The 20,685-nt window shown below is 61.2% G+C and carries 28 protein-coding genes; 17 read left to right on the top strand and 11 right to left on the bottom strand.

The features are described from left to right. Nucleotides 1-9: 9 nt before the first annotated feature. The 3 genes from RE4_RS01890 to RE4_RS01880 form a co-directional block, all read right to left on the bottom strand. A complete protein-coding gene (locus RE4_RS01890) occupies nucleotides 10-519 on the bottom strand; it encodes a hypothetical protein (protein WP_060937881.1) in 510 nt (169 codons plus the stop codon). A 70-nt stretch (nucleotides 520-589) separates the two neighbouring features. After that, entirely contained in the window at nucleotides 590-1,405 is an 816-nt protein-coding gene (locus RE4_RS01885; protein ID WP_019745594.1) for a DUF72 domain-containing protein, read from the bottom strand. 44 nt (nucleotides 1,406-1,449) lie between these two features. Further along, nucleotides 1,450-1,632, bottom strand: coding sequence for a hypothetical protein (locus RE4_RS01880; RefSeq protein WP_007729726.1), 183 nt, complete (start codon nucleotides 1,630-1,632; stop codon nucleotides 1,450-1,452). A gap of 81 nt (nucleotides 1,633-1,713) precedes the next feature. Between RE4_RS01880 and RE4_RS01875 the strand changes: the two genes are divergently transcribed. The 5 genes from RE4_RS01875 (at nucleotide 1,714) to RE4_RS01855 (ending at nucleotide 5,540) form a co-directional block, all read left to right on the top strand. Then, on the top strand, nucleotides 1,714-2,034 hold the full coding sequence (locus RE4_RS01875) for a GYD domain-containing protein (protein WP_007729728.1): 321 nt from the start codon (nucleotides 1,714-1,716) through the stop codon (nucleotides 2,032-2,034). 44 nt (nucleotides 2,035-2,078) lie between these two features. Continuing rightward, nucleotides 2,079-2,927, top strand: coding sequence for an LLM class F420-dependent oxidoreductase (locus RE4_RS01870; protein WP_031333826.1), 849 nt, complete (start codon nucleotides 2,079-2,081; stop codon nucleotides 2,925-2,927). Between the two features lie 75 nt (nucleotides 2,928-3,002). Beyond that, nucleotides 3,003-3,752, top strand: a complete 750-nt coding sequence (locus RE4_RS01865) for an SDR family oxidoreductase (RefSeq protein WP_060937880.1) — start codon at nucleotides 3,003-3,005, stop codon at nucleotides 3,750-3,752. A 62-nt stretch (nucleotides 3,753-3,814) separates the two neighbouring features. Continuing rightward, the gene (locus tag RE4_RS01860; RefSeq protein ID WP_020909359.1) at nucleotides 3,815-4,279 is read left to right on the top strand and encodes an RrF2 family transcriptional regulator; all 465 of its coding nucleotides are present in this window, start codon (nucleotides 3,815-3,817) and stop codon (nucleotides 4,277-4,279) included. 118 nt (nucleotides 4,280-4,397) lie between these two features. Beyond that, nucleotides 4,398-5,540 carry a GGDEF domain-containing protein gene (locus tag RE4_RS01855; protein WP_020971004.1) on the top strand — a complete coding sequence of 381 codons (1,143 nt, stop codon included), beginning with the start codon at nucleotides 4,398-4,400 and terminating at the stop codon, nucleotides 5,538-5,540. Nucleotides 5,541-5,566: 26 nt separating this feature from the next. Here the strand turns inward: RE4_RS01855 and RE4_RS01850 are convergent, their stop codons facing one another. Continuing rightward, nucleotides 5,567-6,451, bottom strand: a complete 885-nt coding sequence (locus RE4_RS01850; protein WP_007729733.1) for a helix-turn-helix transcriptional regulator — start codon at nucleotides 6,449-6,451, stop codon at nucleotides 5,567-5,569. 167 nt (nucleotides 6,452-6,618) lie between these two features. Between RE4_RS01850 and RE4_RS01845 the strand changes: the two genes are divergently transcribed. Genes RE4_RS01845 through RE4_RS01830 form a run of 4 tightly spaced genes read left to right on the top strand, consistent with a single transcriptional unit; the run spans nucleotide 6,619 to nucleotide 9,975 of the window. Continuing rightward, on the top strand, nucleotides 6,619-7,656 hold the full coding sequence (locus RE4_RS01845; protein ID WP_021345745.1) for a zinc-dependent alcohol dehydrogenase family protein: 1,038 nt from the start codon (nucleotides 6,619-6,621) through the stop codon (nucleotides 7,654-7,656). A gap of 42 nt (nucleotides 7,657-7,698) precedes the next feature. Then, nucleotides 7,699-9,171, top strand: coding sequence for an MFS transporter (locus tag RE4_RS01840; RefSeq protein WP_019745601.1), 1,473 nt, complete (start codon nucleotides 7,699-7,701; stop codon nucleotides 9,169-9,171). Then, nucleotides 9,146-9,532 (top strand): DUF2255 family protein, encoded by a 387-nt coding sequence (locus tag RE4_RS01835; RefSeq protein ID WP_019745602.1) that lies wholly within the window; start codon nucleotides 9,146-9,148, stop codon nucleotides 9,530-9,532. Before RE4_RS01840 ends, RE4_RS01835 begins: the two co-directional genes overlap by 26 nt. A 29-nt stretch (nucleotides 9,533-9,561) precedes the next feature. Next, the gene (locus RE4_RS01830; protein ID WP_060937879.1) at nucleotides 9,562-9,975 is read left to right on the top strand and encodes a (R)-mandelonitrile lyase; all 414 of its coding nucleotides are present in this window, start codon (nucleotides 9,562-9,564) and stop codon (nucleotides 9,973-9,975) included. A gap of 13 nt (nucleotides 9,976-9,988) precedes the next feature. Here the strand turns inward: RE4_RS01830 and lexA are convergent, their stop codons facing one another. After that, a complete protein-coding gene (gene lexA, locus RE4_RS01825) occupies nucleotides 9,989-10,678 on the bottom strand; it encodes a transcriptional repressor LexA (protein ID WP_020909365.1) in 690 nt (229 codons plus the stop codon). 77 nt (nucleotides 10,679-10,755) lie between these two features. Between lexA and RE4_RS01820 the strand changes: the two genes are divergently transcribed. After that, nucleotides 10,756-11,214 (top strand): hypothetical protein, encoded by a 459-nt coding sequence (locus RE4_RS01820; protein ID WP_060937878.1) that lies wholly within the window; start codon nucleotides 10,756-10,758, stop codon nucleotides 11,212-11,214. 101 nt (nucleotides 11,215-11,315) lie between these two features. Here RE4_RS01820 and RE4_RS01815 read toward each other — a convergent pair whose 3' ends face one another. Further along, nucleotides 11,316-12,815 (bottom strand): flavin-containing monooxygenase, encoded by a 1,500-nt coding sequence (locus RE4_RS01815; RefSeq protein WP_060937877.1) that lies wholly within the window; start codon nucleotides 12,813-12,815, stop codon nucleotides 11,316-11,318. Nucleotides 12,816-13,394: 579 nt separating this feature from the next. On the opposite strand from RE4_RS01815, the gene RE4_RS01810 reads away from it, so the two are divergent. From RE4_RS01810 to RE4_RS31505, 3 genes are read left to right on the top strand one after another with little or no spacing between them, the layout of a single operon-like run. Further along, a complete protein-coding gene (locus RE4_RS01810; protein WP_029537113.1) occupies nucleotides 13,395-14,054 on the top strand; it encodes a helix-turn-helix transcriptional regulator in 660 nt (219 codons plus the stop codon). Next, the gene (locus RE4_RS01805; protein ID WP_306305298.1) at nucleotides 13,982-14,800 is read left to right on the top strand and encodes an AfsA-related hotdog domain-containing protein; all 819 of its coding nucleotides are present in this window, start codon (nucleotides 13,982-13,984) and stop codon (nucleotides 14,798-14,800) included. The genes RE4_RS01810 and RE4_RS01805 overlap by 73 nt, the downstream gene beginning before the upstream one ends. Next, on the top strand, nucleotides 14,742-15,110 hold the full coding sequence (locus tag RE4_RS31505) for an AfsA-related hotdog domain-containing protein (protein WP_495677201.1): 369 nt from the start codon (nucleotides 14,742-14,744) through the stop codon (nucleotides 15,108-15,110). Before RE4_RS01805 ends, RE4_RS31505 begins: the two co-directional genes overlap by 59 nt. A gap of 38 nt (nucleotides 15,111-15,148) precedes the next feature. Here RE4_RS31505 and RE4_RS01800 read toward each other — a convergent pair whose 3' ends face one another. Then, on the bottom strand, nucleotides 15,149-15,793 hold the full coding sequence (locus RE4_RS01800) for a ScbR family autoregulator-binding transcription factor (RefSeq protein WP_019745609.1): 645 nt from the start codon (nucleotides 15,791-15,793) through the stop codon (nucleotides 15,149-15,151). A gap of 86 nt (nucleotides 15,794-15,879) precedes the next feature. Between RE4_RS01800 and RE4_RS01795 the strand changes: the two genes are divergently transcribed. Continuing rightward, the gene (locus tag RE4_RS01795) at nucleotides 15,880-16,722 is read left to right on the top strand and encodes an NAD-dependent epimerase/dehydratase family protein (protein WP_060937876.1); all 843 of its coding nucleotides are present in this window, start codon (nucleotides 15,880-15,882) and stop codon (nucleotides 16,720-16,722) included. A 218-nt stretch (nucleotides 16,723-16,940) separates the two neighbouring features. On the opposite strand, the gene RE4_RS01790 is transcribed toward RE4_RS01795, so the two are convergent. Together RE4_RS01790 and RE4_RS01785 are read right to left on the bottom strand one after the other, a co-directional pair. Then, nucleotides 16,941-17,447, bottom strand: coding sequence for a hypothetical protein (locus RE4_RS01790; protein ID WP_020909371.1), 507 nt, complete (start codon nucleotides 17,445-17,447; stop codon nucleotides 16,941-16,943). A 218-nt stretch (nucleotides 17,448-17,665) separates the two neighbouring features. Further along, nucleotides 17,666-18,322 carry an alpha-ketoglutarate-dependent dioxygenase AlkB family protein gene (locus RE4_RS01785; protein WP_042953100.1) on the bottom strand — a complete coding sequence of 219 codons (657 nt, stop codon included), beginning with the start codon at nucleotides 18,320-18,322 and terminating at the stop codon, nucleotides 17,666-17,668. A 94-nt stretch (nucleotides 18,323-18,416) separates the two neighbouring features. On the opposite strand from RE4_RS01785, the gene RE4_RS01780 reads away from it, so the two are divergent. From RE4_RS01780 to RE4_RS01770, 3 genes are read left to right on the top strand one after another with little or no spacing between them, the layout of a single operon-like run. After that, nucleotides 18,417-18,761: an ArsR/SmtB family transcription factor gene (locus RE4_RS01780; RefSeq protein ID WP_019745614.1), complete on the top strand. Its 345-nt coding sequence runs from the start codon at nucleotides 18,417-18,419 to the stop codon at nucleotides 18,759-18,761. Between the two features lie 2 nt (nucleotides 18,762-18,763). Next, entirely contained in the window at nucleotides 18,764-19,246 is a 483-nt protein-coding gene (locus RE4_RS01775; protein WP_029256428.1) for an SRPBCC family protein, read from the top strand. A gap of 40 nt (nucleotides 19,247-19,286) precedes the next feature. Then, on the top strand, nucleotides 19,287-19,715 hold the full coding sequence (locus RE4_RS01770) for a VOC family protein (protein ID WP_021345757.1): 429 nt from the start codon (nucleotides 19,287-19,289) through the stop codon (nucleotides 19,713-19,715). Here the strand turns inward: RE4_RS01770 and RE4_RS30580 are convergent. Together RE4_RS30580 and RE4_RS01765 are read right to left on the bottom strand one after the other, a co-directional pair. After that, nucleotides 19,678-19,971, bottom strand: coding sequence for an Ada metal-binding domain-containing protein (locus RE4_RS30580; RefSeq protein ID WP_007729748.1), 294 nt, complete (start codon nucleotides 19,969-19,971; stop codon nucleotides 19,678-19,680). The genes RE4_RS01770 and RE4_RS30580 overlap by 38 nt on opposite strands. Next, entirely contained in the window at nucleotides 19,961-20,680 is a 720-nt protein-coding gene (locus tag RE4_RS01765) for a 2OG-Fe(II) oxygenase (RefSeq protein WP_060937875.1), read from the bottom strand. Before RE4_RS01765 ends, RE4_RS30580 begins: the two co-directional genes overlap by 11 nt. Between the last annotated feature and the right edge of the window lie 5 nt (nucleotides 20,681-20,685).

The raw sequence follows: 20,685 nt of genomic DNA, 5'->3' as shown, positions 1-20,685 counted from the left end.
AGCTGACGCTCAGGGCATCTCGATGGTCTGAGCACGTGCGATTTCGTCGATTGCACGAATGATGTACGCGCTCTGAGCTTTCTTCACTCCGGTCGACAAACTCCCGATGACCAGAACCGCCGAACGCAGGTACGCGCCGTGCCCGATGCGGAACGAATCGTCCTCCAGATCCGAAATCCCGAGCGCCCCGGTGTAGACCGCAGCGAGCGCCTGCACGTCCAGATCCGGCAGCCACACGATTGTGGACTTGGCGCAGGCAGTAAGCGCATCCTGCACGTCCTCGCTGGACAAGCCGTCCGGATGCGTGTCCTCGAGCAATTCGCGCACGATCGCCGCGTGAACCGAGCTGACCTGCTCGAACGAGAGCCCGCGCAGTTCCTCGACAGCCACGAGCAGTCCGTCACGATTTGCCGCCCGCACCGCGGCGAGTGCGTCGGCCGTGGCATCAGCGATGTCACGGGCGACCTTCGGCCAATGCGTCGGCCAGCTCTGTTCTGGCGTCCGCTGGTCTGGCGTCATCGTGGTATCTCCTCGGTCCTCGCGTTCATGCGGAAGCCTTCCACATCCCACCGACAGGCCAGGCGATCCGTCAGCGCAGCCGCTCCAACAAGGACATTGCGTTGTGCGGCGCAAAGCCTTTCATGTCGTTGTCGAAGTAGACGTACACGTCGAGGCCTTCGTCCATCCAATCCCGAAAGCGCTTGGACCACTTGTCCAGAGCTTCGTCGGTGTACCCACTCGCATACAGTTCCTTGTCCCCGTGCATCCGCACGTAGACAAAATCGGTAGTCGGAGTGGTGATGCGGGGATATCTGCCGGCGGTGTCTGCGACGACAAAACCGATGGAGTGCTCGCGCATCAGGTCCACGGCTTCGTCGGTCTCGAAGCTGGCGTGCCGCGCTTCCACCGCGTAGCGAATCGGCACATCCCTCTCGGTCTGGGCAAACACTCGGTCTTCGGTGAGTTTGTCGTCGTGCTGTGCTGCCAGATCGGCGGCAGCCTGGGTGGTGCGGGGAAGACCGTCGAAGAAGTCGGTCAACCGCTGCGGTTCGAACTGCAGCGTCGGAGGTAGTTGCCACAGGATCGGTCCGAGCTTGGGACCGAGGGCGAGTGTTCCGGCGGCGAAAAAGTTGGCGAGTCCGTCACGGGCGTCGAGCAGTCGTTTCATGTGCGTGATGTACCGGCCGCCCTTGATCGCGAACACAAAATCTTCGGGAGTTTCACTGCGCCATTTGGTGTAGCTTTCCGGCTTCTGCAGGGCATAGAACGAGCCGTTGATCTCGATCGACGTCAATCTCTCTGCGGCATAAGATAATTCTTTGCGGTGAGCAAGACCTTTCGGATAGAAATCTCCGCGCCACGCGGGATACGTCCACCCGGAGATACCTACCCGAATATCTGCCATCGATTCAGACTAAGCGGCACTCGAGCGTTTTGACACTCCGTGTTTCAAACTCCGGCACTGAGCGCGACGGATACCGGTACGACGGTCAGGCACACCACCGCGCCGACGAACAACGCGATCACGAGGCGACGGTCCCACTTTCCGCGTGCACCACTGGCAGCCAGCATGAAGATCACAAAACCCACACACACGGACACGATAGTCACGATCACCGGAGTTCCAACCATGCCGTGATTGTCCCCTACCCATTGCCACCGAGCGCCCTACGGGTACACGATCGAAGTACCCATCCCGAGCAAGGAGTGGAAATGCCGAAATACCTCTGGCAAGTGACGTACTCACCTTCCGGCGCCGCCGGCCTACAGCAGGAGGGAGGCACTGCGCGGCGCGACGCGATAACCCGAATGGTCGAAAGCATCGGCGGCACAGTCGAATCCTGCCACTTCGCACTGGGCGGTCACGACATGTTCGTCATCGGCAACCTACCGGACGACGTCGCGGCAGCCGCATTGAGCATTCGCACGGCTGCGGCAGGTGCAGCACGCTCGGAGTCGATCACGCTGCTCACGCCGGAGCAGATCGACGAGGCAGTCAAGCGACCGACCGACTACCGCGCGCCGGGCAAATGACGACGGAAGGAATAGATCCCGGCAGCAGCCGAGTTGCACCCGCTGTGACGGAGACTACGAAAACACCTGACCTGGGCACCTACGGAATCTGGCGAGGAGCGGCTGGTTTGCCGCCGGGACTGGGAACAGCGATCGAGAAACTCGGTTTCGGCACCATCTGGATCGGCGGCTCACCACGCGCCGATCTACGGATCGCCGAGAAACTTCTCGACGCGACCGAGCACATCACCGTGGCAACCGGAATCGTCAACATCTGGTCCTCACCTGCGGCCGAGGTGGCGGAGTCCTATCACCGACTCGAAGCCGCACATCCGGGGCGATTCCTGCTCGGCGTAGGCGTCGGACATCCGGAGGCGACCGGCGACTACACCAAGCCGTACGCCTCGCTCGTGTCGTACCTCGACGAACTCGACGAGGCCCAGGTCCCGGAATCGCGGCGCGTCCTCGCCGCACTGGGACCGAAAGTGTTGAAACTGTCCGCAGATCGCGCTGCCGGCGCGCATCCGTACCTGACCATCCCCGAACACACCGCCGAAGCTCGTGAAATCCTCGGCCCTTCGAAGATTCTTGCCCCCGAGCACAAGGTTGTTCTGGAAACCGATCCGGAGAAGGCCAGAGCAATCGGTCGCCCCGCCGTCGCCAACCCGTATCTGTATCTGCGCAACTACACGAGCAATCTCGAGCGCCTCGGTTTTGCGCCCGAAGAGTTGGCGAACGAAGGAAACGATCGCGTCATCGACGCTCTGGTTGCGCGCGGTACCGCGAAGTCCATCGCGGATCGACTTCGGGAGCATGTCGCGGCAGGTGCCGATCACGTTGCGATCCAAGCACTTCCCGCCGAGGGTGATCCGCTCGCGACCTACGAAGCACTGGCAGCCGAACTCTTCGACTGATCAGACAACCCTTGACTTGGATAAGTTGTGTCCGAGTATACTTGGACACGACTTATCCGAGTAAAGGAGAAAATCGTGAAGATCGTCATTTTCGGAAGCGGACTGATCGGAAGCCAGGTCGCCGCCAAGCTCGCTGACGCCGGGCACGACGTGAAGGCGCTCGGCCGGGCAGACGGGATCGACATCACCACCGGCGCAGGAATCGCCGAAGCAGTCGATGGTGCCGACGTCGTCGTGGATCTGACCAATTCCCCGTCGTGGTCGGACGAAGACGTCTTGGCCTTCTTCCATGACGGAACCAGCCATATCCTCGCCGCAGAAGAGAAGGCGGGCGTCGGTCACCACGTCATCCTGTCCATCGTCGGCGCCGATCGACTGCCCGATTCCGGGTACATGCGAGCCAAAATCGCCCAGGAAGACCTGGTCAAAGCCGGCCCGACCCCATACACGATCGTCCGATCGACCCAGTTCTTCGAGTTCGTCGCCGGAATCGCCGACGCCGGAACCACCGACGGCACGGTCCATGCAACACAGGCACATCTGCAGCCCATCGCATCACGGGACGTCGTTTCTCACGTCGCCGAGGTAGTGACCGGTGCGCCGCGTAACGGCACGGTCGAGATCGCCGGGCCCGAACCGCTGGGCATCGACGAACTGGTCCGGCGCCTGTTCGTCGTCACCGGCGACAAGCGCTCGGTGATTTCCGATCCCGAGGCCGGGTACTTCGGCGCGAAACTCGACAACTCGGCACTCACCCCGACACCCGGCGCCGACGCATGGATTGCGCCGACAACGTACGACGTGTGGCTTGCCGAGAAGGCCTGACGTCGACCACTCGAGCGACGTCCGGCCCGCATCACGTTCCACCACGTCGATAGAGTTCAACCATGAAGCTTTCCGGAGGCGTGGAGTGGTCACTCCACTGCTGTGTGGTTCTCAGCCAGGCCGAGGGGCCGGTACCCACAGCCAGACTCGCCGAACTTCACGGGGTGTCGAAGACATACCTGGCGAAGCATCTGCGAGCGCTCGCGCACGCCGGTCTGGTCAATCCGACCGAGGGCCGAGACGGTGGGTACGTCCTCACCCGGGCTCCCGAGAAAATCACCGTTCTCGACGTCGTCCAGGCGGTTGACGGCACTGAACCTGCGTTCCGGTGCACGGAGATTCGACAGCAAGGAATCCTCGCCGCTCCACCGGAGCAATGCCGTTCCGCCTGCGGAATTGCCAAAGTCATGGCCGACGCCGAAAAAGCCTGGCGCGCATCGCTGTCGGGAGTCACGATTGCAGATCTTGCTGCAACCCTGGATCTTCCGGCACTCAGAAAGATCCTGACCACACCGATCGCACCTTAGAGCGGCCCACACCTCACGAGGCATCAATCCATCGTTCAACTATCGGGTACCTTGTTCGGGGATCAAATCTTGACGAAGAATCTTCCGGGAATTTTCGCAAGATCTCGGAGGGGGTTTCATGGGAGTCAGTGGCGCTGCGGGGTTGGGGCAGAACATTCGTCAAACAACTGGACTGTTGCGTCGCTGGTGGTCTCTTGCGTACGACGGTGAATGGTTCCCTCGGTTTCTGGCTGCTCGATCGATGTTGGGGACAGCCAGAGTGGTCGTCACCTTTTGGTGCGCCGTGTTCGTGGCACTCGCCGTACTGGCTCAATTCGTGAAGGGTGGCGCAACCGACCTCCCTGAACGGCTCGCGGCGGGCGCAGCATGCATGATCGCGCTCTACTGCATGATTCGCTGGTCACTCGGACGGTCCTGGCCGAGCCACCACCAATCCGTTCGTTTCATTTCGCTCACCAATATCTGCTTGTCCTTGATACTTCTCGCCGGAATCCATTCGAGCTTCCTGGCGTTGACCGGCGCCGTTCTGTTCGTGGTCGTCGCGAACTATTCGTCGGTATTCCACAGCCCTCGAATAGTCACGGCACAGATCGTCGGCGCGCTGTTCGTCGTTGCCCTACTGACAATTCGCGCTGTAACCGATCCGGATACCGATTCTTCGCTGTCGGTGTCCACTGGATTCGTCATCGGGTGTGTTATCGCGTCCGCCGCGATGACCGTGCATTTCCTCGTCTTGTACCTGACCGACGATGCACGACACTCTTGGCGCGATCCACTCACCGCTGCTCTGAACCGACGTGGGCTGCACAACGTCTGGCAACAGCTGTTCGGTGTCGGCGAACTCCAAGGACACGTTGTCCTCGCGGTGGTGATCGATGTCGATTCGTTCAAGAGCGTGAACGACAAACTGGGTCACGCAGAAGGTGATCGGATGCTGGTGACAGTCGGTCGGCGTCTGAACTCAGCGGTCGGAGAGGTCGGGCTGGTTGCCCGGACAGGCGGCGACGAGTTCGTGATTCTCATGCCCGTGGAGCCACGTCGCATCGAACAAACCGTGGTGGACATTCACAATTCGATATCGCGGCCCGCCGGTCGGCAGTCGATTTCCGTGAGCGTCGGAGCCAGCGTGTGGCTGTCCTCGACAATCCCGGACGCTTCAGGAACCATCGATCGGATACTTGCCGACGCCGACAACGCGATGTATCGAGCCAAGCGACGGGGTGGAGACCAGGTGGCCTGGGCGGTAACGCATCTGAGCTGATCGACAGGTCTACTTGCCGACCGAACTCAGAGCGCCGCTTCGCTGTCGTTCGCCGGATCCAACTGATCCTGGGTTGCCGCCCAACTCGCCAAGAGTTTGAGTGCGTCAGCCGTGGGCGTCCCCGGCGCCGCGGTGTAGACCAGCAGTGTCAGCCCGGGATTGGACGGCAGTTCCATCGCCTCGAAGTTCAGCTCCAGGTCGCCGACGACGGGGTGACGAACCTTCTTGAATCCCGTCCGATGAAAGCGCACATTGTGTTTCGCCCACCGGGTGCGGAATACCTCACTGCGAGTGGCAAGTTCACCGATGAGCTCGGTCAGCGCCTTGTCATGGGGATTGCGCCCCGCTTCCGAGCGGAGCATCGCGGCGATGTCGTCTGCCGCGCGCTCCCAATCTACGAAGAAGTCCTGCGACGCCGGGTCCAGGTACACGAAGCGGGCGTTGTTCGCCGGCCTACGCGGATCAGCCAAGACTGGCGAATACAACGCGCGCGCCATGCGATTGGCCGCCAGCATGTCGTGCCTGGCATTGCGTACCCACGCCGGCGCGTCGGTGATGGCGTCGAGTATCTGCTGAATCGCCGGGCTCACGCCCTTGGGGGCGGGCCGCTTTCTACTCGGTGCGCCTGCACTGGCGGCCTTCGCGAGGTCGTACAAATGGGCAGTTTCGGCTTCGTCGAGTTGCAGTGCTCGGGAAAGGCTTTCGAGTACCGAATCCGACGCTCCCGCCAGATTTCCGCGTTCCATGCGCACGTAGTAGTCGATGCTCACACCGGCGAGCAGAGCGACTTCCTCACGGCGCAACCCCTTGACGCGACGGTTTCCGCCGTAAGCCGGGAGCCCTGCCTGCTCGGGTGTGATGCGAGCACGACGGGAGCTGAGGAATTCGCGGATCTCGGCTCGGTTGTCCATGCAGTTCACGTTACTCGAGCGGCGAAGACCGAGGGAGGTACTGCCGTTACCTGGAACAACAGACACTCCCGCGCTCGCGAGGCGCCGCGTTGACTGATTGCAGTCGACCGGTTCACGCAGAAACGTCGACTTCCAAGCACGCGACACCAGAAGCAAGAGGGGACACCATGCGAGCAACCATCATGTACGGCGCCGGAGACGTTCGGGTCGAGACCGTGCCCGATCCGGTACTGCAGCAGCCGACGGACGCGATCGTGCGGGTCGTCAGGGCCTGCGTTTGCGGCTCTGACCTGCACCCTTACCACAACATGCCGGCAACACCCGGTGGTTCCCCGATGGGCCACGAATTTGTCGGAGTGGTCGAAGAGACCGGTCGCGAGGTGTCCACGTTGAAGAAGGGCGACTTCGTCATCGCGCCCTTCGCCTGGTCCGACGGGACGTGCGACTTCTGCCGCGAAGGCTTGCAGACGTCCTGCCGCCACGGCGGATTCTGGGCCGGAAACGGGATCGGAGGCGGGCAGGCGGAGGCCATCCGAGTGCCGTTGGCAGACGGCACCCTGGTCAAGGCGCCGGTCGGTGAGGACTCCGAACTCCTGCCGTCACTGCTCACGCTCTCCGACGTCTTCGGCACCGGCTATCACGCGGCGGTCAAGGGTGGCGTCAACCAACGCACGACGGTCACGGTCATCGGCGATGGAGCCGTGGGGCTGATGGCAGTGCTCTCCGCCAAACGCCTCGGCGCCGAGCGCATCATCCTCATGGGGCGCCACAAGACCCGCACGGATCTCGGTCTCGAGTTCGGAGCCACCGATGTAGTTGCCGAACGTGGGGACGAGGGCATCGAGAAAGTCCGCGAACTGACCGGAGGCGACGGCACTCATGTCGTCCTCGAAGCGGTAGGTCACATGCCTGCCTATGAGCAGTCACTCGGAGTTGTCCGACCGGGCGGCGTCATCAGCCGAGTCGGAGTACCCCAATACGAAGAAGCTCCAATCGGATTCGGGACGCTCTTCGGACCCAACATCACGCTCACCGGTGGACCGGCTCCGGTGCGCGCGTACATCGAAGAGCTGATGCCGGATGTGCTCGACGGAAAGATCGAGCCGGGCAAGGTCTTCGACCACACCGTCGGGCTCGACGACGTAGCGGAAGGCTATCGAGCCATGGACTCCCGTGAATCGTTGAAGGTCCTCGTCCGCCCGTAATCCACCACTTGCGAACGTCCACCACTTGCGAAGAAGAAGCGCGTGACCCACACTGCCAACCGTCCCGTTGCCGGTCGCATCAATTCCACCGCGATCCTGGCGATCATTCTGATCAGCTATTTCATGATCCTGCTAGACAATTCGATCATCTTCACCGGGCTACCCAGCATCCAAAGCAGCTTGGGTTACTCGGCAACCGGGCTGTCCTGGGTCCAGGACGCCTACACCCTGGTGTTCGGCGGCCTTCTCCTGCTGGGCGCTCGTCTCGGGGATATCTTCGGCCGTCGTCGCGTATTCGTCTCCGGTCTCGCAATTTTCGCGATTGCGTCGTTTCTCGTCGGGGTCGCGCCGAACGGTTGGTGGCTCATCGCGGCGCGCGCTCTCCAAGGCGTCGGAGCCGCAGTGGTGGCCCCGGCGTCGCTGTCACTGCTGACTGCCAGTTTCCCGCCCGGCCCGGAGCGAACGCGCGCTGTTGCCTGGTACGGCGCTGCGGCGGGAATAGGCGCCAGCCTCGGCCTCGTGATCGGCGGCGCCCTTGCCGACTGGGTGTCTTGGCGCGCAGGCTTTTTCATCAACGTTCCGATCGGAATCGCGATGATCGCGCTCGCTCCCCGGTTCATTCCGGAAACCGAACCCAACTCCGGACGTTTCGATGTGGCGGGCGCTGTTCTCGCCACACTCGGCATGACCGCACTCGTCTTCGGCACCGTCGACTCGGCCGAAGCGGGGTGGACCTCACCGATCACTGTTGCGACACTGGCGGCCGGGGCGATACTACTGACCTTGCTCTTCCTCAACGAAGCTAGAGCGGAGCAGCCGATCATGCCACTGCGGTTGTTCCGCAGCCGGGAGCGATCCGGGGCGTACGCCGCCCGAATGCTCTATCTGGGTGCCATGATCGGATTTTTCTACTTCACCACTCAGCTACTCCAAGGCGTCATGGGCTTCAGCGCGTTCCAAGCTGGCATCGCCTTCTTCCCGATGACGATCGTCAATTTTGCTGTGGCGATGCTGATTCCGCGACTGACACCACGATTCGGAAATTCCGCAATTCTGTCGGTTGGCATTGCCGTCACCCTCGCCGGGATGGCGTGGCTCAGTCTGGTCCATCCCGGTAGCACGTATCTCACTGCGATAGCACTTCCGATGATATTGATCGGCGCCGGGCAGGGGTTGGCTTTCGCTCCGCTGACTTCTGCCGGTATCTCCGGGGTGGAGGCCGAGGATGCCGGTGCCGCATCAGGATTGGTCAACACTGCACACCAACTGGGCAGTGCTCTCGGACTCGGCATCCTCGTCGCAGTTTCCGCGGGCGCCGGAGCCTCTGCCGACGACGCTACAACGGCACTCACCGATCACGTATCAACGGCTCTCACCGCAGGCACCGCCCTGCTGGCCGCTTGTCTCGTCATCGTCCTCGCACTGATCGTCCCGGCTACGAGAACGCGAAGTACCACAAAGCAATTCGAACAGGAGAAAGGAAGCCGAGATGTCGCACTCGTGGACCGAGGCTGAACTGACCAAGATCGGTGGTGCCGAGGAATTGCAGATCTCCTCGTACCGCCGCGACGGCACCGCAAGGCCGTACGTCACGATTTGGGTCGTCCGTGCCGACAACCAACTGTACGTGCGCTCGGCATACGGAACCGACAACCCGTGGTTCGTCCGAGCAACGGCAAGTGGAAGGGGCCGAATCCGCGCAGGAGGAATTGAGCGGGACGTGGTGTTCGAGTCCGCCGCACCGGATGCGCACTCGGCGATCGACTCCGCCTACCACACCAAGTACGACCGCTACGGCCCGCAGATCGTCGGCTCCGTCACCGGCCGCGCCGCCGCACCCAACACCATTCGACTTGTTCCGCTGACGCAGAACTGAACCGCCCCTTTCGATTCCGAGGAGACCTCATGGAAATCTTGAAGCCCCAGCCCACCAGCAAAGCACCCAGCGACTGGTTCACCGGCGACGTCTGGTGGGACGTCATCTACGCCGGCCAGGAGCCGTCGAGGATGCGCGCCAACATGGTTCGCTTTGCACCTTGTGCGCGAACCGACTGGCATTCCCATGTCCTCGGGCAGACCCTCCACATCGTCTCCGGGACCGCGCTGGTTCAAGCTCGCGGCGGCGAGATCGTCGAAGTTCACCCGGGCGAGACCATCTATACCCCGGCAGGAGAGGAACACTGGCACGGCGCGGCACCCGACCGTTTCATGACCCACCTTGCGCTGTGGGAAGGACCCGGCGAGGGAGGCACCGAAACGACATGGGGCGACAAAGTCACCGATGGGGAATACAACGGTCCCCGCGCCAACCATCGCTGAGACCGGACACCTCTCAGATACGTCGCATCACCGAAACAACCTTGCCCAAGATGGCCGCGCGATCGCCGTCGATGACGCTGTATGCGGGATTACGAGGCTCGAGGTACACGTGACCGTCGCGACGTCGGAGCACCTTCACAGTGGCCTCGCCGTCGATCATCGCGGCGACGATCTCGCCGGAATGCGCCTCGTCCTGGCGCCGCACCACGACGACGTCGCCGTCGCAGATTGCTGCGTCGACCATCGACTCACCGCGCACCCGAAGTCCGAACACCGTGCCGGAGCCGACGAGCTCGCGAGGAAGTGCCAGCACCTCGTCGGCGTGCTCCTCCGCGAGGATCGGCGCGCCGGCCGCGATGTCACCGACGACCGGAACCGTCACCGTATTCGACGACGATTGCTCCTTCGCTCCCACGAGGAACGGCCGCACGTCCAACTGCCGAGCCATGGCCGCTCCCCTACGGAGGAAGCCCTTTTCTTCGAGGCTCTTGAGGTGCTTGGATACCGTCGACGTCGAGCGCAGACCAACCGCGTCTCCGATCTGCCGCGTGCTCGGTGTGCACCCGTTAGCAGCCACGAGATCCCGGATGGTCATCAGAATCTGCTGCTGGCGGAGCGGCAGGGAGGAGGCGTCGAGGCCCCCGAACATGTCGAGATCGTCGTAATCGGTCACGACGAGAATCGTAGTGAGGGGTCCCGACATCCAGGCCAGGCAGCCGGAGTCTGCCAGAAACGGCACAGACAGTTTGTTTCCCGAGCGGCGCATGGCACGCTGAGCTGATGGAGCCTCTCGAACCGATGCGCCCGGTCAGTGTTGCAGTCGACACGCGGACCAAGACTCCACTCTGGAAGATGGCGGTTCTCTATCCGGCAGTGACATCGGTGTTCATGTTTGCCGCTCTCACCACCCGAACGGGAATTGGTCTTGTCGTACTGGGACTGGTCATTTTCGCAGTCGGCGCGAGCACTTACGCGATGTCGGAGCGACGGATGCTTCGGGAGAACTCCGGGGTTCGAGTTCCATACTTCGCCGGACCTCCTGTCGCCCCGCGGCACGTCGATCTACTCGCGGCAGCAGGGATGCCCCTGCTTACGAGTGGGGCGGTGCTGACCGTCCGAGCATCCGATACAGAACGTCCTTGGGTTTTCATATCGGTGTTCGTGATAGCGATGGTCCTGGCAATAACTGTCCCGATGGTTGTGCATAACGTGCGGGTCAAGCGGACAGAATCAGCCTGAGCAGTCACGCCATACCGATATCTCGCAGCGTCACGTTCAGCCTTCCCAGACGTCGGACCGACGTCTGGGTGGTGCGACCGGTTCGCCTCAGGTGGAGTCGACTATGCGCTGGCGACCTTGCTATCAGGCACGACAGCAATATCGACCTTGCTGAACTGCAGCACACCGTCTTCGATCTCGGCGTCGTGCATCAGCTTGCGGTCGCGGTAGTAATTGTTGACCACTTTCCACGCGCCGCGGGCACCCTGACGCGGCATTTCTCCGTCGCCGCGCTGGATGTAGCCCGAGGTCAGGGCTCCGCCCATGAGAGATTCTTCGGCGAAGTCCTCGGGTTCGGCGTGAACCTCGAAAGTCGTGTAGCTGCGATCGCGCATGATCTTGAGCACGCGACACAGATAGGACGCGGCCAGGTCAGCCTTGAGCGTCCACGACGCGTTGGTGTAGCCGAGGATCATCAGGAAGTTCGGGATGTCGGAGTAGAGCACGCTCTTGTAGGCCACAGTCTCGTTGAGCTTGACCGGCTCGCCGTCGATGCTCATGGTTGCGCCGCCCAGAATCTGTACGTTCAAGCCGGTCGCCGTGACGATGACGTCGGCCTCGATTTCGCGGCCCGACTCGGTCACGATGCCCTTCTCGGTGAACGTGGCGATACGGTCGGTGACGATGTCGGCCTTGCCGCTCTTGAGCACCTTGAACAGGTCCCCGTTGGGAACCACGCACAGGCGCTGATCCCACGGGTTGTAGCTGGGAGTGAAGTGACGCAGGTCCACGTTCTTGCCGAGCTGCAGGCGGATCTGGGCGAGGAACAGCTTCTTGGCCAGCTTCGGGTTGGTGCGAGAAAGCTGAAAGCTGGCGCGTTGCAGTGCGATATTGCGGGCTCGACCAATCTTGTAAGCAATCTGGTCGGGAACGCGTGCGAGCTTGAGACCCTTGGCAACAGGGTCCTCGGACGGAAGCGCCTGGATCCACGTGGGCGAGCGCTGCAGCATGGTGACGTGACCGGCGGTGGGGGCCATCGACGGGATCAGCGTGATCGCGGTGGCGCCGGAACCGATGACCACTACCTTCTTTCCGGTGTAATCGAGATCCTCCGGCCAGTGCTGCGGGTGAACGATCTGACCGCGGAAGTCGTCCTCACCGGAGAAGGCGGGGCGGTAGCCCTTGTCGTAGTTGTAGTAACCACAGGCGCCGACGAGGACGTTCGCGGTCCACGTCTCGGTCTCCCCCGTCGACTCGACCAGGACGGTCACGGACCACTGCGCGGCGGTACGGTCGAAGTCCATAGACACGACCTTGCGGCCGAAGTTGATGTGGTCGGTGACGCCGTATTCCTTGGCGGTTTCCTCGACGTAGTCACGGATACTGGCGCCGTCTGCGAGCACTTTGGTGCCGATCCAAGGACGGAAACCGAATCCGAAGGTGAGCATGTCGGAGTCCGAACGGATGCCCGGGTACTTGAACAGGTCCCAGGTGCCACCGATGTTCTCGCGGCGCTCGAGGATCGCGTAAGTGCTTCCGGTCTTCTCACGAATGAGGTGGCAAGCCGCGCCGATTCCGGACAAGCCAGCGCCGATGATCAGTACGTCGACATGCTTTGTCATGGAGGAAACTCGTTTCGTAGGTCGTCGCGAAGCTACATCTGGCGTCGGCAGTGGCCGAGAACGATCGGCCGGTTCAGGCCGGGTTCCCTAAGGTCAGCGCCAATGTACAGGGTATGTGCAACTGGCGGTAACAGTCAATGTCTCGACCCGACTGGGCACAGAACATTGAGAGCGGGACGCACCGGCCTCGCGGAAACTCGATCGAGACGCCTGAATGCCTCGAGCCATTGGAGAGTCGTTCACATCGTCGACGGAACGTCCCATGGCTCGTCTACGCGGGATACTCGTCGCCCAAATATTCAGCGCCCTAGCATAATTCGCGGGCACATCATCAGGTGTCTACGGGAGCTTTTATGTGGCACCGGAGGCGCCACACTCTATTCGCCTGGATGACGCGTCGAACGCACGAGTCTCCATGGGCGGACGGACAACTGCGCTATCGCTGTCACCCTTCGTGCGCATCAGCGGAGAGGTCACTCCGATAACGAGCCCGCTGACGAAACCACGCTGAAACCAACGGTTTTGGATTCGCAACGAGGAAAACGGGCGGACTGGACCTCCACCGGTGATGTAGTCGCTATGACACACTCCAGCACAGTCACGGTGTACACCACTCATAGCGATCGAGGGTTCGCCAATGCAATCGCTGCCGGAATCAGCACCAGGGCCTATTCCGCGCCACAAACCGCAGACATGAGCCTGTTAAGGCACCACACCAGCGATCACGGTAGAGCGCTTGTTCTCCTACCACTCGGGGGCGTCGATTGGCACGTGAAGGAGCTTTCCGCACTCGAGGGATCGGTCCTGGTCGGCGATCTCAGTAGCGGCCGCTCCATGATTCGGGGGCTTGCTGCGGGCGCCCACTCCGCGCTCAACTCTCAACTCCCGTTCGCATCGCTGCTCGATGAGCTGCAGGCCGCACTCAACCCCAATTCCACTCAACCTGCACACGAGAAGTCCTCGCTCGTACAACGCATCCGGTTGCGCACCGAAGAATCCGCACGAATCGGCAGTCTCACCGATCGCGAATTCGAGATCGTGGGTCTTCTCTACGGCGGTTCGAATGTCGACTCGATTGCTCGAACCGCCCACATCGCACCGACCACGGTTCGCGCCCACGTCCGAAGCATCCTGCAGAAACTAGGGGTGCACTCCCAACTGGAGGCATGCGCGATGCTCCGCCGCTCTGGTCACGACGCACGCAGACACCCGCTGGAACTTCGGATCGGACGCTTCTAGCAGGAAGTGCCCCAGACACACTCGTTGAGATGGGTGCTACCCCTGATCGAACTCGACCTTCGCAAAGATCGTCAATTTTGACGATTCGACGACGTGTCCGGACGTCGAAAATTGGTTCCTACACGACACCGAAGACACGAGCGAACATCGAAAGGTGCATTCAATCAATGGAATACACACGCACAGTTCCGCGGCATCTCGTCCACAGACATGCTGTTGCCGAGGTTTTCTTGACGGACTACCGGATCGAATCGGACTCGGCGTACCAGGTTGCTGTGCAACTCCCGGTCTCGCACCGGATATTCGACGTATCGAGCGAGCAACACGATCCACTCGGGGTGGCAGAAGCATTTCGACAGGCAGTGGTGCTTCTCTGCCACACCCGATACGAGATTCCACTGCACTACAAGTTCCTCATGGAAACCTTCAGCTTCGAGATGTTGGATGCGCTCGACGTGCAACCAGTCGCGGAGCCGTTGAGTTTCTCGATGACAGCGGACAACCTCACTCATCGCGACGGATGCGGTCTCGGGGGTCGAAGTGTCGGGGATCCTCAGAGAGGGCAACCGGCACGTCGCCAGATGCAAAGCTGTTGCGCGAGGAGTCAGCCCCGAGGGATACCGTCGAATCCGGCAAGGACGAGAAGACCACCGCCCGAGCCGGCGCATCCTGCCTTCCGGAACCGAGGTGGTCGGATCGGAGCGAGTCGGACGCCTAACCGATGGAGATGTGCTCATCAGCACTGATCCTGCTCGGCACACGATGTTCTGCACTCCCGATCCGCGCAACCACTCCCTTTTCGACCACCCCGTCGACCACGTCCCAGGAATGATTCTTTTCGAGGCCGCCCGACAAGCGGTCCGATTCCACATCGGCAACCCAGCAACCAAGATCGCCTCACTCTCGGCGGTCTTTCCGAGGTTCACTGAATGGGAAACGCCGTGCGAGGTGTCGACGACCCCCCTTGACGCGTCAGGCCATGTGCACCGAGTTCGGTTCACTCAAGAACTGGAAACCACCGCGGAACTTGAACTTACAGTTGCGGACCAATTGTGAAAGGGAACAAACACGTTCTTCTCGTCGCATCATCCACGTCAAACGCTCGGTGGTTCCCACTCTCTCGGTGCAAGCGCCGCCAGTTGCATGACGTGCGCCAACTTGTCCTCGCGGACAATCGTTGGCAGCACCAAGTTCCACATCTGACTCAACCGCTCGTACAGATCGGTTCTGCCCGTAAGCATTTCCGAGAGAATCTGCACTCCGGTGAACGACCCCACCACAAATCGAGCCAACGCGTCGATATCGGTGCCCGGGACGATATCGCCGGCTTCGGCGGCTTGGGTTGCCACCTGCTTGATAGCCTCGATCCAATCGAGATACGGCTGTTCGATGGGACCTTGAATACTGCCGATCTCCATCGTCAACCGCATGCCACCTCGCGCGATGGGCTCGGTCACAAGCTGCCGAGCCATCTCCTGCGAAACGAGCACCAGGGTTTCGACCGCGATGTCGGAATGCGCAGCAACCCGCCGGGTACCCTCCATCGCCATACCGTGCTGCGCTGCGATGACCGCGTGCGCAAGCTCCTCCTTCGACGCGAAATGAAAATACATCGCACCCTTGGACACGCCCCCGTGTTGCAAGATCGTGCCCAGACTGGCGGAGTACCCGAACTTCTCGAAGCTCTTCGCAGCACCCAAAATGACGGCCTGGCGCGTGAGGACCGCACGCTCCTGCATGATCTACCCAGCTCTCGTTGCCGACGGAATGAATCTCAACGATACGTCGAAAGACCCGGCAGCAACGCCCTCGACACGGACACACCATGACGACTCTGGTACTCGGAGCCACTGGTTTCATCGGCTCAGCAGTGATGAACCAGCTGGTTTCCCGGGACGGAAACGCTGCAATCGGTTTCGTGCGCACGGACAGCGCAGCCAAACAACTCAGCCGCAACGGAATTGCCGCCACTATCGGCGACATCAACGAAAGCGCCTCTCTACGAGTTGCAATGAGCCAGGCGTCCACCGTCATCTGCTGCGTGTCGTACGTGGGCGACGACGAACAACAGTGTGTTCACGTCAACGAACACGGCATACGAAACGTTGCGTCGATCGCCGCCGCCGTCGGCGTCGAACGGCTGCTCTACGTCAGCACCGCCGCGGTGTACGGGCCGGGCCCGTTTCGAGACCTGCCCGTCAACGGCGCACCTCTCAAACCCCTCTCACCTGCCAGCCGCACGCGCGCCCTCGCCGAGGAGTTCGTGCGCGACGCCGGAGGCCTCGTCGTCCGGCCCCATCTCGTGTACGGACCCGGCGACAGATGGTTTCTGCCGACACTGACGCGAATCGTCACTCGACTCGACTCGATCATCGACAATGGTAGCGCGATCCTGTCAGTAGTCGACGTAAACCTACTCGCCCGATCTATCTACAAACTGTCGACAGAACAGCAATTTCGCTACGGCTCAACACTTCACGTCAACGAACCTGTCCCGCGGACAGTCATCGACCTTCTCGAGCACCATGCGCGGGAGACCAATTGGACTCTGCCCCAAAGCTCTATCCCCCGCGCCGACGCAGTGAAAGCTGCTGCCCAGCTGGGTCTCGACATGCACAAGATAGACATGATCAGTCTCGATCACTGGTTTCGGTCGAGACTGTACTGATGACACAAAGGTTGCTCTCGCCAAAACAACTGCCTCCCAAACTCTTCAGTTCTCCTTCGGGATCATCCTGCGCAATGAACAGGACCTATTGCACTGTCACTACAGACGAACAGTGCGAGCTCTGATGGACGAAAACAATGACTGCACAATGACGGCAGTGGTCGCGCCCGACACCGATTCTCTCGGGCAGATGGCGATCCACAGTTCCACTACCGGTGTCAGCTCCCGAAGTTCATGCCAGGGGTTGATGTGGGCGCACCAGCGCTGGGCAGTGAGACCACCCAGGATGCCTGTTGCACCGCGTATGTGGTGTACGGGAACATCGCCAGGTAGGGCTCGAGTCCTGGGTAGTCCGATACCCACATACTCGTCGGTTCATCGACGCTGCCGCAGGATGCCAGGACGACGTAGGAGCCGTCCGGGATATCGTTGATCGTCTGAACTGTTGTACCGGTGGGGATCACGCCGCTCTCGTAGATCGTCTGTCCTGGACCGATCGTGGCTTCGATTGGTGGCAGCACTCCGCCGGGCGCGTTCGCGAGCGAGGTGCTGCATTGCAGAGCTCCACCCGAATTGTTGGTGATGGTGTTGCTCACGGTCGAGCCGGAAGCACTGTAAGCGAAGGTGACGTCGGCAGCTGTGGAAGCTGAGGCCAGCGAGGGAGCAGCCATTGCCAACGGAAGAGCGGCAGCACCGATGAGGGCCGCTCGTGTGATCGAATGCATCGAATCTCCATCTCGTTCAGCCTGAAAGGTCGTCAGTTGATCTTGACATGAAACGAGACCAATTGGACGGATTCAACGTAGATTGATGTCTTAGCTAAAGACCACAGTTGGTGGCTATTTCAGAATGACCTGGGATGTCGATAAATTGAATGCCCGTTTCTTCTTCGAGTGCTGCCCACCGATCCCCTCGATTCGCGAGGCCGAAATCAGCCTGAGGCTCACGACATTCCGGTATCCCGCAGGGTGATGTTCAGCCGCCCGGACGGCAGATCAATGTCGAGACTTGCACTTCCCGCAATAACTTTCGGCACTCCGTGATACGCGAACCGAGACTCCCCACCGAAGACGAAGAGATCACCCGAATGGAGTTCGACGTCGGTGTACGGCTTGTTCCGATTCTCGGAATTCCCGAACCGAAAGACACAACTCTGCCCGACGCTCAGTGAGACGACGGGAGCGTCGCAGCGCTCGTCCTTGTCCTGGTGCATGCCCATCCGAGCGCCCTCGTCGTAGAAATTGATCAGCGCAGTGTCCGGCGTGTACCGCTCCCCCGCAGTCGGATCATCATAGGCAGCGGCAACTGCGCTACGGCCGAGGCCAACGAGCCAGTCGGGCACAGCGGCAACCGGTTCACCGTTCACGTCGTCGGCGGTGCGCGTGTACTTGTACGGCTGCCAATGCCAACCGAGACAGACTGTTTGCACCGACATCTTGTGCCCACCAGGGACGACGGCCGAGCGCATCGGTACGGGCGCGGTCGCCCACCGTCGGCACTCGGCCACCAAGGTGCGCTGTTGTTCGATGCTGAGCCAATCCGGAACGAGAATCGCCCCTGGCGCCACTTCCATTCGTGGCCGAGGAATCAGAGCGTTCATGAATTCCACGCTAATCGGTTTCGAAGCATTGACACCCTCCGCATGGGCCCGTAGCGTAATCAACAGATTGGTTGATAAAGGAGATGGTTGACAAGTGATCGTGGATCCAGGGGCAGACGAGCGTCTCGACAAAGCGTTCATGGCGCTCGCCGACCCGGTACGACGGCGGATCATCGCCCGCCTGAGCACCGGCCCCCAAACGGTCAACGATTTGGCCGAGCCATTCGAGATCACGAAACAGGCCGTCTCCAAACATATTCAGGTACTCGAAGCCGCGGGTTTGGTCACTCGCAGCCGCGAAGCCCAGAGGCGGCCGGTACATCTCAACGCCGCAACTCTCGAGGCTTTGACCGCCTGGATCGACCGCTATCGACTGATCCACGAACAACAGTTCCGCAAGCTCGATCACCTACTCAGCACCACACAGAAGGAGACTTAGCCATGGCTACCACCAATCCCGTCAGCATCACGGCTCCTGAGGGCGTGCCGTACATCGACATCACCCGCGAATTCGACGCACCCGTCAGTGCCGTCTTCGCAGCTCATTCGAATCCCGAACTGGTCAAGCAGTGGCTCGGCCCCAACGGATACGAGATGGAAATCGACGAATACGAGTTCGTGAGCGGCGGTCGATACAAGTACGTCCATCGCAACCCCGAGGGCGAAGAGTTCCGGTTCAACGGTGTATTTCACGTTGTTCGCGAGAACGACTTTGCCATCCAGACTTTCGAATACGAGGGATTTCCCGACGTCGTCAGCATCGAATCGATCACGTTCGAGGACCTGGGCAACGGACGCACCCGTCTCTCCGGCCATTCCGTATATCCGAGCCTCGAAGCGCGAGACGGAATGATCGAGAGCAATATGGAGCTCGGCGTCACCGAAGGTTACGAACGCCTGGACAAGATCGTCGCGCAACTCTGACCACCTGTTTGCCCGAACCTCTTCAGCGAAAGGCAGTTTCATGGACTGGACCCTCGAAGTAGTCATCGTTCCCGTCAGTGACCTCGACCGCTCCATCGAGTTCTACCGTGACAAGGTCGGTTTCGATCTCGACCACCACACCGTCAACGAACACATGACGGTCGCCCAGCTCACTCCGCGTGGTTCGGGCTGCTCGATCGTCATCGGCAACCTGCCGTCGCAAACCGAGATGGCCCCTGGTTCGTTGAAGGGATTGCAGTTGGTCGTGGCCGACGCTGCAACGGCTCGCCAAGAGCTCATCGACCGCGGCGTCGATGCCAGTGAGGTCACCGTCTTCGACGAGCGCGACGGGGGCACCTTCTTCGGATTCGCCGACCCGGACGGCAATACCTGGGCTGTCCAGCAGCTGAAGGTCCGCGGCGACAAGCCGCTCATTCCGAAGGAGTACCGCGACCGCTTCGGCGCGTAGCAACTGCCTTCCAGGCTGCGTAACCTTCGGGCATGCAGACGGCACAAGGGCGATAGCCGGCCGCAATCGCGGTCGGCTCGTCCGCGAAGAACACCCGACTGGCGACATACCCACCACGCGCGATTGCCTGCGCAGCCCCTCGACAGTCGAGTCGACCGTAGATCTTCGTTTTCCGGTGCCCACCAAGCACACCGGGCGTCGAACTCTCGTAGGGTTTGTTGCGAGCGTCGCGGAGAATGTACGTCTTACTCGGCATCATGAAGCACCAATCCCAATGTTCGACGCGTGCCGGAGTGCACCACACTGACACCATGTCGCACAGGGGCTCTCGACCACCCCCGCGAACTCTGCACCGGTCGATCCCGCGTGGTGAAGATCAACGCGTGACCTTGCTCGAGAACTGTCACCGTCCCTTTCGACTGGGCGCGCGGCCGCTGTTCCACGAGCAAGAACTCGCCGCCGGCGTGGTCGATGCGAGGTCTGTCGAGCCCGATCACGACTTGCAAGGGAAACACCAACTCTCCGTACAAGTCCCGATGCAATGCATTCCAGTCACCAGGTCCGTAGGACAGAAGGATCGGGGTAGGGCGATTCTGACCGGCGTCGTGACACTGATCGATCCATTCTTCGAATGAATCCGGCCACGGTGCACCCTCGCCCAGCTTGAACGCCCACTCCCGCGCCACGGGCAGCAGGTGTCGGTAGAAGGCGGATCGCATAGCCGTGATCGGCTCCGGTACGGGATCGCCGAAGTACCGGTACTCCCCCTGACCGAAGCGGTATCGAGCCATGTCGATGGTGCTCCGGAACCGGTCGACGTCCGAGTACCAGGAAGCAATTTCGCGGCACTCCGACTCGTCGAGTATCGGCGCCGTCTGGGCACACCCACTGGAGTTGATTCCCTCGATCAGCGCAGGCCAATCGAGGGAATCAACTCGAGCAGACAGATCGGTGAAGAGGTCCATACGTC

The sequence above is a fragment of the Rhodococcus erythropolis NBRC 15567 genome (genome assembly GCF_001552595.1).
In the GTDB taxonomy this organism is placed as follows: domain Bacteria; phylum Actinomycetota; class Actinomycetes; order Mycobacteriales; family Mycobacteriaceae; genus Rhodococcus_F; species Rhodococcus_F erythropolis.
This window is presented reverse-complemented; position numbering and strand designations above follow the sequence as displayed.